General features: G+C 48.7%; 12 protein-coding genes. 1 reads left to right on the top strand and 11 read right to left on the bottom strand.

The window, feature by feature from the left end; translation table 11 throughout:
* Positions 1-276 precede the first annotated feature (276 nt).
* The 11 genes from ACR2PX_RS20965 to brnQ all read right to left on the bottom strand — a co-directional run bounded on the left by ACR2PX_RS20965 (position 277) and on the right by brnQ (position 11568).
* Positions 277-705, bottom strand: a complete 429-nt coding sequence (locus ACR2PX_RS20965; protein WP_434001307.1) for a hypothetical protein — start codon at positions 703-705, stop codon at positions 277-279.
* Between the two features lie 27 nt (positions 706-732).
* A complete protein-coding gene (locus ACR2PX_RS20960; protein ID WP_434001306.1) occupies positions 733-1200 on the bottom strand; it encodes a hypothetical protein in 468 nt (155 codons plus the stop codon).
* Entirely contained in the window at positions 1197-1601 is a 405-nt protein-coding gene (locus tag ACR2PX_RS20955) for a class I SAM-dependent methyltransferase (RefSeq protein WP_434001305.1), read from the bottom strand. The genes ACR2PX_RS20960 and ACR2PX_RS20955 overlap by 4 nt, the downstream gene beginning before the upstream one ends.
* A 116-nt stretch (positions 1602-1717) precedes the next feature.
* A complete protein-coding gene (locus tag ACR2PX_RS20950) occupies positions 1718-2137 on the bottom strand; it encodes an SCO4402 family protein (RefSeq protein ID WP_434001304.1) in 420 nt (139 codons plus the stop codon).
* 39 nt (positions 2138-2176) lie between these two features.
* Positions 2177-3043 (bottom strand): hypothetical protein, encoded by an 867-nt coding sequence (locus tag ACR2PX_RS20945; protein ID WP_434001303.1) that lies wholly within the window; start codon positions 3041-3043, stop codon positions 2177-2179.
* 15 nt (positions 3044-3058) lie between these two features.
* Complete coding sequence (locus ACR2PX_RS20940) at positions 3059-5278, bottom strand: DUF637 domain-containing protein (protein ID WP_434001302.1); 2220 nt, start codon at positions 5276-5278, stop codon at positions 3059-3061.
* Positions 5279-5472: 194 nt separating this feature from the next.
* Positions 5473-6138, bottom strand: a complete 666-nt coding sequence (locus ACR2PX_RS20935) for a glutathione S-transferase family protein (protein WP_434001301.1) — start codon at positions 6136-6138, stop codon at positions 5473-5475.
* An 80-nt stretch (positions 6139-6218) separates the two neighbouring features.
* A complete protein-coding gene (locus ACR2PX_RS20930; RefSeq protein WP_434001300.1) occupies positions 6219-7190 on the bottom strand; it encodes an alpha-L-glutamate ligase-like protein in 972 nt (323 codons plus the stop codon).
* Positions 7191-7193: 3 nt separating this feature from the next.
* Positions 7194-8735, bottom strand: a complete 1542-nt coding sequence (locus tag ACR2PX_RS20925; protein ID WP_434001299.1) for a UUP1 family membrane protein — start codon at positions 8733-8735, stop codon at positions 7194-7196.
* An 8-nt stretch (positions 8736-8743) separates the two neighbouring features.
* Entirely contained in the window at positions 8744-9898 is a 1155-nt protein-coding gene (locus tag ACR2PX_RS20920) for an ATP-dependent zinc protease family protein (RefSeq protein WP_434001298.1), read from the bottom strand.
* A 332-nt stretch (positions 9899-10230) separates the two neighbouring features.
* Positions 10231-11568: a branched-chain amino acid transport system II carrier protein gene (gene brnQ / locus ACR2PX_RS20915; protein WP_434001297.1), complete on the bottom strand. Its 1338-nt coding sequence runs from the start codon at positions 11566-11568 to the stop codon at positions 10231-10233.
* A 352-nt stretch (positions 11569-11920) separates the two neighbouring features.
* On the opposite strand from brnQ, the gene ACR2PX_RS20910 reads away from it, so the two are divergent.
* Complete coding sequence (locus tag ACR2PX_RS20910) at positions 11921-12448, top strand: PepSY domain-containing protein (RefSeq protein ID WP_434001296.1); 528 nt, start codon at positions 11921-11923, stop codon at positions 12446-12448.
* Positions 12449-12684 lie beyond the last annotated feature (236 nt).

Here is a 12684-nt window from a genome sequence, read left to right as displayed (position 1 = left end):
ATTTGATGGGTGAAAACGAAGCTGTTCTTGTGTAGATTTGGGCATGGCAAGTTCCGGTTTGCTTTTTCCGAAGCATTTTTTTGGTCGACCCCATCATATCAAGTGATTGGGCGGAACTTGCCTCCTTTCATGAAATATTCGGGCTAATTTTATCCTTTCGTAAATCTCCACCATCTGTGTAATGGAATTCTTGATTTGCAAACCTTTCCAATAATGGCTCATTCTTAAAAACCACTTCAAGATTCAAGCTTTCAAGAACATCGTTATCAGGTAATTTCACAAATGGATTGTTGTTGTACCCATTAATCTGAGGAAATCGGTATCCGGGGGAACCACCGACAAAATCATGGCTCCTGAAACTTTCCACCCCCCGAGTATCACCTGAGCGATGCTTTGCGCCTGGTTGACGCTCCAGGCCTCCTTGAGAGGGTTATCCGTTTCCGGCACCCTTCGGGAACAATGAGTGATATAGCATGCAGCCGCCTTGTATCGTTGTTGTGCATCGATCGTCTTGCCTTCGATCTTTTGCCACAGCGGGCCGGTTTCATCCGGATGCAGTTGCCGGTTATAGTGCTCCTGGGCCTGGCCTGTTTCTGCCCCGGTTTCCGGGTTCCCTCCCGCTGCCTGGGCGGCTACGGCGACCCCCAGCGTGCTTAACGGGTCTAGTGGAGACTTGACTGCCCAAAGGCTGGAAAAATCTGGCACTGATTGCAGCTATGCGGCCATGAGTGCCTATCCTGCAGAGGCTTGCTTTATGGCGTCTTCAATCGTCCGGTAATTCAAATACTCGCATCCTCCTGGAATCAACTTCAGGTCATAAACACCTTCACACTCAAACTCAAAATCGTCAGCCTTGATTATCCATTCACCAACGCCACCATGCGGCTCTGTTATCGTTCCCTCAATGAAATAACCGCTCTCACAAATGTCCTTTCTGGTCAGGTTGAATGGCCCATCATCAACAACAACAGTTGGCCCAAAGCTATCACCCACATAAGGCGAAACCTCTCGTTTGGAGCTGATAACCCGGCGAAACCGCATGATTCCTGTGGCTATCTGGCCGTACTGCACCAATGGATGATCGCCACTTAACCAAAGCTCAATAGCTGGCACCAACAAATCATTGCCGTCCTTGGTTGGCTTTCCGAAAGTGCTCTGCCACACGTCAAACTTGTCGAAAAATCCTCGATAGGTAATCATTCTGAACCTCCTCTCTTCCTTAGTACGGTACTCTTCATCCTTTGCTGTTCTAGAGCTCCCCCCTTAGTGTTGAAAAATTCCTGACCCTGAAATTTTTCCATTAATGGAGCTTTCTCCATAACAACCTCTAAATCCAGTTCCTTCAGGACTTCCAGTTTTGGTAGCTTTCCATACCTGTTCGAACCAAAGGCATTGATATAAAGCTCTCCTCCGGGTTTCAACACTCTGGCCGCCTCTGGCAACCAATCCATGATGCTTTTTGTCCTTGTAGCTACGTCCGGTATATACGGGTTGCTGGTAATGATGCGATCCACTGTTTTTGAACCAATAGGCAAATCCATTGCCGAACCTCTAATCCCTGATTCAGCCCTTGTATCCAAGTTGATTGCACCGGGGTTCATCGAATGTTTCCCGCCGAACAAATCCAGAACCACTCTCCCATCGTGATCAACGCTTAGCCCGTCGATCTGGGAATAATACACCAACACCCTTTCACCGGTACCCGGATGCTCCAGAATCAGGCCTTGTTATCACTGAATATTCTTTTACCTCTATTTGACGGTTGATAGTCTTTACCTGCTATGAGTTTCAAAGCATGAGCGGCAGCATTTAAGACACTTGACCATTCCTCGCACTCTATGTAATGCCGATCTGTTTCTGACATGCCATATTTGTCAAAAATAAGATCAATCGTATCACAGACAGATTGAACAGCGTTCGCTTCATTTTCATCCCTTAAGCAATTACCTATTTCTTTTTCAACATCCTCTGCAAGTAACGTATCATCAAAAAGAAAGTGCACAGATGAATCGAAATCATCAATTCGATTCACATTCTTTTTATTACCTAACCAATAGTCCTTTTGATAATCTGAGTCGGAAAGATCTTCCAATATCCAGATCAATTCCTGTCTTCGTCTTAAATTAGTTAACTTCATAATACTATTCTCCATATTAATATTTAAATCTGTTTTTTTTCAGGGCGTATACCAATTTTTCCAATTTACGTATTCACTCAACGGAATATGTGCATCTACAGCATTTTCTTGTATTGCACCGTCTATTGGATTACCACTTCGTCCAATTATTTTGCCTGATTTATTTACAATAACGTGATCGACTCTTTGAGTTTTATGTTGATCATCTGCATCAGGATTACCCTTATCAATCCTGATTCCATCATTGGCATTTTCCGGGTTGTGCCAACGCCATCCTGTCCCTTTCTTTGTTGGAATCCCACCAGCCCATTCTTTCGGTATACGATCTACAACTTCAGAGGGTAACGTCCAACTCCAATCGAAATTATCTCTATCAAATTTCACCTGATCTAGAGGCTTCATTGGATTCTTGCTGAGTTGTTCAACAGTAACTTTTCCATCATCAGTACCGCTTGAGTAATAAATCAACACCCTTTCACCGGTACCCGGATGCTCTAGAATCAGCCCCTGTCGCTGATCGGCTTCCCGGCTGAAGTGGATCGGCAAGCTCTTATCTTCTGGGAGTGGGTAAACACCCGCTTCTACCGGTACGTCGGCAGGATACTCTGTCGCCTTCGGTGGCTCTCCGTGTTGCGGCAACCAGGTGCCCTTAAAGCCATTCGGCAGGGTAAAACTGTCCCTGTCCATTACAACCACCTCCAGCCGCTTGCCCAAGCTGTCGGTGTAGACGGGTTGCCCGTGCTCGTTGTCACTCTGGTAAGTGAGGGTTTCCTGGACTAATTTTCGATCAGCAAGGGTGGAGGTGCTTTCAGCTGAGAATAACAAGCCTATCACGAAGAAGCCGGGATTCACGCTAAAGGGTTTAATCAGTTTCCCCGTTAACTCTGACCAACTCGCCTCTGGCAACGTAGCTGCAAAGGTTCAGGCAGCCAATAAAGAACCATCGTAATTCAGTTCAAAGTCGCCAGCGCAGCTGCCTGCCTGACAAAACGACTGAGGCTCGGTGTCTTTTCGCAGCTCGCTTCTGAGGAAATCGGTATCCGGGGGAGCCACCGACAAAATCATGGCTCCTGAAACTTTCCACCCCCCGAGTATCACCTGAGCGATGCTTTGCGCCTGGTTGATGCTCCAGGCCTCCTTGAGAGGGTTGTCGGTTGCGAAAGTGAACAGGCCGGTGGCCTGAAGTTCCCAGATTTCCTGACCAAAGAGCGCTCCACTTTGCTCCCAACTTTTTAAAAGCTCGTAATCCTTGTCCGTTTCCAGTACCCCTCGGGAACAATGAGTGATATAGCACGCAGCCGCCTTGTATCGTTGTTGTGCATCCAGGGTCTTGCCTTCGATTTTTTGCCACAGCTGGCTGGTTTCATCCGGATGCAATTGCCGGTTATAGTGCTCCTGAGCCTGGCCTATTTCTGCCCCGGTTTCCGGGTTCCCTCCCGCTGCCTGGGCGGCCAAGGCGGCCCCCAGCGTGCTTAATACTTCCAGAACCTTCGAATAAACCGCTTCTTCCCGTTCAGGAGTGAGCGAGAAGGTCGGCAGCAAGGGCGGTTCATCTCCCCAGTTTTCATCATCATCCCAACTTGACTTGATCAGGTTCACAGCTTGTGCCGCAGCTCCTGAAGCCGCTCCGGCGAGAGGCTGGCCATCCCGCAACATGCCATAGAAAGCCCCCGTGGCTGAGTGCAGGGCGATTTTTTCTACGCTGTCGTCTTCCCAGCCCTGGGTCTGGGCAAAGTGCCCGGCATAGTAATTCAGTTGCGCGGCCAGTTGGCTGAAACCTTCTCTGCGGGCCGCGTCCTCCAGGGCATCTCCCAGGGAGCCCCCTTTGATCACCGTTGTCACCCCGGCGCGGGTGGGCACCCTGATCAGTGAATCATGAACCTGCAGGGCCAGGGGGGCATCGGGGGTCAGTCGATAACTCACATCGAAAGCCCCCATGGCAATCCCGGTAATGGTTTCAACAGCAACCGACTCCAGAGATGCTTTTGAAAAGACTTCCTCCAAAGCCGCACTGACATTGCTCCCATGGTTGGCCAGTGCCACTGAACCACGGGCCACCAGTGAGGAAAACAGGGCATTCGCGGCATTGGTGGCCATTACGCTGGTACCGAGACTCGCCGGCAACAAGGAAGCCCCCACACCATAGGTCGCCACCGATACTGCCGAACCGATAATGATCGCTGCCAGCGGGGACAGGCCTTCATGCTTTTGTTTCCATTCCCGGTAAGTGGTTTCTATCGTCTCCCAGTGGGTGCGGTCATCCCGAATTCGATTGAGAAAAGCCAGCTCCGGATAACTCGCTGTCAGTCGATCCAGCGCCGTTTCAAGAGCGTCCCCCGGGACAATGCCCACTTGCGCCTCTATTCGCTCGACATTCAGGTGCACAGACGGTGCATTCAAGCGGGTTAATGTGATTCCGTTCCACTGCTTTCCCCAATGTTTCTGCCGGGTCTTGAAGAGATTTTTCCTTTGTACTTCATGGTGTTCGAAATGTTCCTCGACGGTGGCCAGGCAAAACCATTGGTCTGCATCGAGGGTGATCTCGGTTCCAGCCTGTAAATAAGCCCCCTCGGTCATCAGAGTCCCGGTGTTAATGTGTATGGATTCGGCGGCCTCTATCACCGAAGGATGGGCGTTTAAATGACGTTCCTGGTCGTGAGTCTTCCGACGGCTTCCCGTCCCTTTTGTCGTGTTCGATGTTTCCCATTCATTCAGTTGATAGCGAGCCATCAAATAAAGGGCTTTGGCTTGAATCGTGACTTCTTCCGCTTTTATAACCGTGTTGGTCAGGTGGGCTGTGTCAGCGGCTTTCAGTGAGACCTTGTTTGCTTTGATTTCGGTTTGGCTCACGTCAGCGTTACCCGATGTTGCAACCGTGATGGACTCACCGGGTGCATTGACACGAACGTTCTTTGCGATCAAATGGCTACAGTCTTTTCCTTCGCAGTAAAGGCCTTTCTTACCCGGGGTTCCGGACACATGAACAATATTGGGCGCGACCCCATAAGCAGCTTTGTTGCCTAATTGACCCCCTTCAACAATGACCTGCATAGCTGAGACGTTCTGGATTAATAAGAAACTTAATAACAGCCACAGTATGAAGAGAAAACCGTTGAAAACAGGCTCTCTTAAGTGATTCATAAGTACTCCAAAGACGATGAATGCCAGAGTCAAAGGTCTTTAGGGTAGATGGTAATTAATGTTTGGGGATGTTCGGGGAGAGTGTCCGGCAGTGAAAATAGAATTTCTTTCAAGAAAATAAGCTAATCAGAGAGAAGTGCTGCTTTGCGGGAAGGAGAGGGGGCAGAAAAAAATCTCTGCCCGGTGATTATGGATCAGTCTTTCAGTTTGAATCGTAGCTGGGCATCACTGTCGAGCAGGCGAGAGAGGTAAAGATCTTCAAAGTCATCCACCACTGAATATTTTACAGAAGGCCGGTTAAGCAGGTTATTACTCCAGGGTGTTAATCCTGGAGCTTCTTGCATGAGTCCTGTATCAAACCGTCTATCCAGAATCTCGATCCATCGGAAGATCGGTGCGATGGCCGTATCCACAAGGCTGAAGCTTTTACCGTTGAAGAAGGATTGACCGGCCACTTCGGTATCCAGCTTAACCAGCAAATTCACAAGCAGTTTTCGCTGCTCAGCCAGTTTCTCTGGATCTGATGCAACGGTGAACCGGTAACTGGTCATGAGAAGATTGGAGCCGAATTCAATCCAGGCCCGGTTCTGGGCTTTTTCAAAAGGATCGTTCGGGTGCAGTGAAGGCGGGGTGATTTCATCCAGATATTCGTTGATCACCGCAGATTCGAACAGAACTTTGCTCTGATCAATCTTCAGAACCGGTACTTTTCCCGTGGGTGAGAGTGCGAGAAACCAGTCAGGCTTGTCATCCAGTTCGATATAGGTGATAGCAAATGGAATGTCCTTTTCCAGCAGAGTAATAACGGAGCGCTGAACAAACGGACATAGCTTGAAGCTGATCAGTTCGATTTTTGGCATGTCAGTTCGACTCAAGGTAGGATTGTCTACAAAGGATACACCAGGGCTGTGAAGCCCTGATGAAAAGGAAGGTAAAGGTGTTAGCTGGACATAAAGTGCTCTTTTGAAAAAGCGACTTTCTCTTCTATCGATATGTTCCAGTTGGGCAGGGACTCAATCAATTCCAGGCGAGGCTGAATGCCGGAGCCGTTGGCGATCTGGATGGCCAACCCGGGGCGGGCATTGAGCTCAAGAATCAATGGGCCATAGGTTTCATCCAGGACAATATCTACGCCCAGATAACCCAGGCCGGTCATGTCATAACAGGCTGACGTCAACTTGAGTAGCTTGTCCCAGTGGGGCACTTCCAGCTTTTCAAAACTGTGACCGGTGTCCGGGTGTTTCTCGATGGGTAAGTCGAACTGAACGGCTCTGAGGCTTTTGCCGGATGCAACATCCAGTCCTACACCAACAGCTCCCTGGTGAAGGTTGGCTTTACCGTCAGAGGCCCGGGTGGCCAGACGCAGCATTCCCATAACGGGAAAACCCCTAAAAACAATCATGCGGATGTCCGGGACACCTTCAAAACTGTAATCATTGAACACGGGGTCGGCCACGATCAGACTCTCGATCATGGCAACATCACTTTTACCACCCAGACTGTAAAGGCCGCCAAGAATGTTGGAGACATGACGGTTGATGTCTTCAAATTCGAGGGTATCGCCACTGGCTTTAACGTAACGCTCACCATCACGACCCACAATGACCAGGATACCTTTACCGCCGCTGCCCTGGGCAGGCTTGATCACGAAACTGTCGTGTTTTTCAAGCAGATTGCCCAGATTCTTAATATCGTGCTGATATTGGACGACGCCCAGCAGTTTGGGGACGTCTACACCGGCTTTTTCTGCCATACGTTTGGTAGTGAGTTTGTCATCCACCTGGGGCAGCAGCTTACGAGGATTATATTTGATGACATAATCCAGGTTACGCATGTTCATGCTCAGAATGCCAGCCTCGTGGAGGCTGGAGGGGCTGGCAAAACTGTTAAAAAACCGTTTGATGAACTCCATGAATCAATCTCCAACCAGAGGTTTGAAACGACGAAGTTCCAGCAGACGGTAGCCAGTGTATTGACCCAGCATCAACGTCAGACCCAGGACAGTAAAGAGCAGTTCCGGGAAGTTATAGGTCAAGTGTTCTACCATCGGGTTGGACATCAGCAGGTAGCTCATGGAGGCTACCAGCAAGCTGCCAAACCCTTCAATGAGTACATCCTTGGGTCCTTCTTCTTCCCAGAGAATGGACATTCTTTCGATGGTCCATGCCAGGATGATCATTGGGAAGAAGGTCACCGTCAGGGCCTGGGTAATTCCCATCTTCCAGCTGAGTACACTCATGGCTCCCATGATCCCTATGACGACGATTATGACCGCCGCCAGCCTCGCGACAAGGAGCATGTTGAGCTGACTCAATATCGAGCGAATCCAAAGGCCAATGGAAACAATCGTGATAAAAATAACCAGGCCGGGCAGTAGCTGGGTTTCCAGGAAGGCGACAGAGATAAGAACAGGCATAAAGGTGCCGGAGGTTCTCAGACCAACCAGAATACGCATGATCAGTACCACCAGGGTGCCGATAGGAATCAAGAGAATACTCTTGAAGGCATTCTGTACTTCCAGAGGCAGAGAGTAGATTGAAAAATCGACCAGGGCGGCATCATCGGCCCGGGACGTTTCAAGAGCCAGATCCCGTGAAGGTACATTCTGTGAAATCATGGAAAATGATACGCGGGAAGCTGTGCCACCCATGACATCCAGCAATGACTTACCACCACGCTGCCAGAGGAAAAAGTTCTCTGGGTTGCCGGACACGCCGGTTTCCGGATCAAAGAGTATCCAGCCGTCATTGGTGTAAACTTCCAGCATTTCGACGATAGGTTGACGACGCCTGCCGTCTTCAAGATAAAGTCCACGAACGACACGGGCCGGGATATCTGCCATGGACAGCATATCGATCAACAAATTAGTCAACTCGGTACGGTTATCAATCATACCTAGCAGCATGTTGGTGTTCTGGCTGGGTTGCTTGGCCGTGAACTCTTTGATCAGAGTGCCGGTAAAGCTGCGACTGTCAGCAGAGCGCTCGGTGACTCGTTCAAGCAAGGCTTCCGCTGCCGTCTGATAAGGTTCTGGCAGTGAGGGCTTGGCTTTTAGTGTTCCATCGTTTTTGTCAACGGGAGGAGCCAGTGCTTCCAGTTGTTGACGATCCGGATGCAAACTGACCTTATAGAACAGGCTCTGCATGCCACTGGCCTTGCGGATGCTCCATTCTGCACGACGCTGACCATCATCATCAAACTGGTTGATGCCATAGCCTGGTGAAGCGAAGGATTCATTCAGAATTCGGAAGCCGGACTGCTGGTCGGGCAGAGTCAGGGATGCCTTGGCAGGACCACCGTCGGCTTTGAACTGAATTTCAGCTTCGACACTCCAGACAGTGGTTGTCTCTCCCCGGGTCAATGGAAAACCCAGGGCAAAGTGTTTGTATAAAGTCAGGCCCAGACCTGCTGCGATCAGAATGATCACTGCCAGACTGAGTTGAAAACGTCCTTTCATTCAAAACCTCACTTCTTTAACTCAGCAATATTTTGCTGGGCAACATCTACCAGAGCCGTATTGCTCAGGAACCTTTCACCAATCAGGATCGGAAAGTCATAGCCAGACCGGTTGGTCAGGGTAAACTCAGTATCTCTGGAGATTTTACCCAGTGTGATTGGAATAAAAACAGAAACCCGCTCCTGATGTTCCAGGCCACCATGACGCTTGATTTCGATATCTCTCTGGATCTTGCGTTCGAAGGCGATGCTTTCGTCACCGTTAATGATCTTGAAGCGAACCCAGCGTTCGCCATTTTTGGTGAAAAACTCTATATCTTTTGCATTAATGGATGAGGTTCTGGCGCCAGTATCGATCCGGGCTTTGAACGTATTCTTGAACCCCTTGACATGAACTACTTCTTTTTCGCCTAAAAGCTGTAGGCCGCTAACATCAACAGGTTTGTCTATTTGTTCTTTGATGCTGAGGTTGCCATCAGCTGGAATTTTACGACTGACGGAATCCAGAACTTTTTCGGAGGCAATGAACTTTTTACCGACATCGGCAACGGCCATGTCTTTCAGGAAGTCACGTCCAACAAGAAGAGGGTAATCAAAAGTGGTCCGGTCATTCAGTGAAACATCCAGGTTCTGGGTAATATCACCTACTTTGATGTTCATGTTGACAATAGGTCGAGGTTGAGGCTCTTCACCACCGGGACGTTTGATGAGAACGGTCTCTTTGACAGGCAATTCCAGTGTGACGTTGCCTTTACTGGTTCTGGGCAGATCAAAGCGAACCCACTTTTTACCGTCCCTCTCAAAGTTCTCAATGTTCCTGGCGTCTATGGAAGACCGGCCGGCACCTGTATCGATCTTGGCATTCATGACCAGACCGTATTCAGTGAGTGTGCCTTCTTCTGCAAAGCCAAGCACCAGTTTCCCGCCAACACGGGCAGGTGTCTGTACCAGTTGCTGTTTGACAGAAATGGTATCCGGGCGAGGAGGCTTGGAAGGTTTATTACCTTGCGCTTCACCTGTCTTCTGTTCGGATTTGGAGGACTCGGTTTCAGTCTGAGATGTTTTCTGACTGTCCGTGGTTTGGGCAGGTTGTTGCAGTACCTGGCAGCCAGTCAAAGCGGTTATCGCCAGGATAACTGCGGATAATGCCGGAATACGGGTCATGAGTATGCTACTTATGTATACATAAATGAGTGAGTGGTAGCCGCGATAGTCTATCGCAAGCAGAGCAGCTTACTTGATGTTTAGTCACTTGCCAAGCCGCTGGGAGCGTAATATGACCTATTGATGTTTGGAAAGAGACTGCATCACAAATTTATCTTGGAAGTGTCTTATTCATGCTCTTTTTTAGTCAGTCAAACCGGCCCTGCAGAGTATATTTTAGCGGTGTAATTCGTAGAAAGTGGTGGTGAATCACAGCAGGTGTTGTTGAGAACAGGGGATTAATTCTGCTGCTCGAAAGCCCGAACCCAATGGTGCGGGCAGGTTGAGGCTACTCATACCTGATCTTCGTGAACAGGCGACGATGGAGTAATGAGTTTACCCAGCAGGCAGGTGAGAACAATGGTCACTACAAACGGGGTCACCCAACTCAGGTTAAATTCATGGCCGGGAAGTCGTTCAAATTGTTCCAGCAGTTCTTTGGCCAGAGGGTGATTCAGACCTTTGCTGGCATCAACCAGGCTGAGTAGAAAAGTCACTAGTAACGTTGCCCGGTAAACCAGTTGTGGGTTTGGCATCAGATGCCTGATCAACCCTAGTAGAATCAGGGCAATGCAAACCGGGTAAAGAATGAGGAGTACCGGTATAAAAAGTTCAATAATCTGATTCAGACCCAGGTTAGCAAACATCATGCAGGAAATGCTGATGACAGCGACCAGAGCTTTGTAGTTCAGTTTATGGGAGAGTTCACAAAAGTACTCTGAAGCTGCCGTGATCAGGCCGATTGCGGTGGTCAGGCAGGCCAGGGTGACTACCGTTGCCAGCAAAATGTTTCCATAGATGCCAAAAAGGTTGTCAACATAAACAGACAGAATCTGGCCGCCATTTTCTGGATGCTGAATAATGTCGCGGCTGGTGGCACCCAGGTTAAACAGGGAAAGATAGACCAGCGCCAGACCAAAGGCAGCAATGCAGCCTGTGATGACAGAATGCCTTACCAGCGCGTTGGGGGAGGTAATGCCATGAGACTTGAGGTTGGTGACGATTACAACGCCAAACAAAAGAGCGGCCAGAGCATCCATGGTCATATAACCCTCCAGAAACCCTCGTGCGAATGCATTTCCGACATAACCATTCATAGGCTCACCGGCTTCCCCCAAAGGCGAGAAAATGGGTGCAATGCCCAGAATAGACAGCAATATAATCAGGGCCGGGGTGATGATCTTGCCAACCGATTCAAGCAATTTTCCGGGATTAAGGCTCAGATACCAGGCGATACCAAAGAAGGCAACACTGTATAAGAACCTGGAAACGGCATTGGGCTCATTAAGGAATGGAATCATGCCAATTTCATAGGCAACAAGCCCGGTGCGTGGCGCACCATAAATGGGGACAACAATGGTGTAAATACAGCACCCCATTAGCACGATCATGCTGCGGGGGAGTTCGCTGGTGATCTCATTGAAACCCCCGCCGACTCTGGAGATCATAACAACTGCCAATAAAGGAAGCCCTACACCCGTGATCAGAAAGCCTGCAGCTGCCAGCCAGATCTGCGTACCCGCTAACTGTCCTGCTAATGGAGGGAATATGAGATTGCCTGCGCCCAGAAACATGGCGAAGGTCATAAATCCCATTCCGATGATATTCTGAAGGCTTAATCGTTGCTTCATGCGTAGGTTTTTGCCTCGATTGACTGTTTTCTGGTCAGGAACAGACGTTCATGTTCAATTCCGGGCGATGAACGGTTCTTCTAATAAATAGAAAGTATGGACTCAATTTCGGAAAGTGGTAGCCAGATCAGTTAGCTTTATAGTGATTAGCCCTGAATTCCTGTCAATTTGAGATAGAACGCTTGGTGCTGTCAGAGTATCCATGTCCTCTTAACTTCAATACGCAGATCTTTTGAGGCGTAGATTTTGCCGTCGGAAGAAAGATTAACTTTTGTTAATCTTCTGCTCATTGGGGCTTCATTGTAAAGTGGCTATCTTTGCGGTCATTCAACCATTTTCTATAGGTAGGGTCATGAGACTGTTAAAAGAAGTCGTTCTTGGGTTTTTTCTGGTGTCTACAGCGGCTCTGGCCGGACAGGATGATGTGCTTTTGAGACTGGCCATCGAGAATGCCAACATCAAGCCAGAACAGGCGATTCAGAAAGTGGTTGACCAATACCCGGGCAATCTGAGTGAATTTGAAATTGATGATGAAGATGGCGCCATGATCTATGAGTTTAAAGTCATCGATCACAAGAAGGGTGTTGAACTTGAACTGATGATGGATGCTGAAACCGGTAGGATCTGGCTCGATGATAAAGAGACTATCCCGAGCAACATACTCAAACTAAAAAAATATCAATTGTTGATGAACAGTGGTGTAACGCTTCAAAAGGCGGTGGACGAAGCGAGAAAGTTGGTTCAGGGTCTTCTCATTAATGTGGAACTTGAACAGGAGAAGGGCATCGTGTTTTTTGAAATTGAGTTCTTGACCGAGAAAGGAGAGCGCAAAGTGATCGTTGATCTCCAGTCCGGTAAGCCGATTCCGGTTACTCGATAATTCAGAGCGCCTATAAATAGTTGTGAGTGAAAAGACAGTGCCTGCAGGTGTAATGATATGAAGCTGTTAGTGGTAGAGGACGACCAGACAACCCGTGACTACATTGCCAAAGGGTTTGAAACAGTATTGAGTAATCTATGATTATCTATCATAATCTCACACTATGGATAAGAGATTAGTCAAGATTGGTGAAGCAGCTCGCTTGCTGGGTACTGACCACTCAACATTGAGGAAGT

This window comes from Endozoicomonas sp., from assembly GCF_051008435.1.
GTDB lineage: Bacteria > Pseudomonadota > Gammaproteobacteria > Pseudomonadales > Endozoicomonadaceae > Endozoicomonas_A.
The sequence above is the reverse complement of the archived record's forward strand: the minus strand, read 5'-3'. Positions and strand labels throughout refer to the sequence as shown.

What these genes read in the sequence shown, in the direction of transcription:
- ACR2PX_RS20910 (WP_434001296.1), top strand. Translation starts at nt 11,921, where the DNA reads ATGAGACTGTTAAAAGAAGTCGTTCTTGGGTTTTTTCTGGTGTCTACA.
- ACR2PX_RS20930 (WP_434001300.1), bottom strand. Translation starts at nt 7,190, where the DNA reads ATGGAGTTCATCAAACGGTTTTTTAACAGTTTTGCCAGCCCCTCCAGC.
- ACR2PX_RS20955 (WP_434001305.1), bottom strand. Translation starts at nt 1,601, where the DNA reads ATGAACCCCGGTGCAATCAACTTGGATACAAGGGCTGAATCAGGGATT.
- ACR2PX_RS20960 (WP_434001306.1), bottom strand. Translation starts at nt 1,200, where the DNA reads ATGATTACCTATCGAGGATTTTTCGACAAGTTTGACGTGTGGCAGAGC.
- brnQ (WP_434001297.1), bottom strand. Translation starts at nt 11,568, where the DNA reads ATGAAGCAACGATTAAGCCTTCAGAATATCATCGGAATGGGATTTATG.
- ACR2PX_RS20920 (WP_434001298.1), bottom strand. Translation starts at nt 9,898, where the DNA reads ATGACCCGTATTCCGGCATTATCCGCAGTTATCCTGGCGATAACCGCT.
- ACR2PX_RS20940 (WP_434001302.1), bottom strand. Translation starts at nt 5,278, where the DNA reads ATGAATCACTTAAGAGAGCCTGTTTTCAACGGTTTTCTCTTCATACTG.
- ACR2PX_RS20935 (WP_434001301.1), bottom strand. Translation starts at nt 6,138, where the DNA reads ATGCCAAAAATCGAACTGATCAGCTTCAAGCTATGTCCGTTTGTTCAG.
- ACR2PX_RS20950 (WP_434001304.1), bottom strand. Translation starts at nt 2,137, where the DNA reads ATGAAGTTAACTAATTTAAGACGAAGACAGGAATTGATCTGGATATTG.
- ACR2PX_RS20925 (WP_434001299.1), bottom strand. Translation starts at nt 8,735, where the DNA reads ATGAAAGGACGTTTTCAACTCAGTCTGGCAGTGATCATTCTGATCGCA.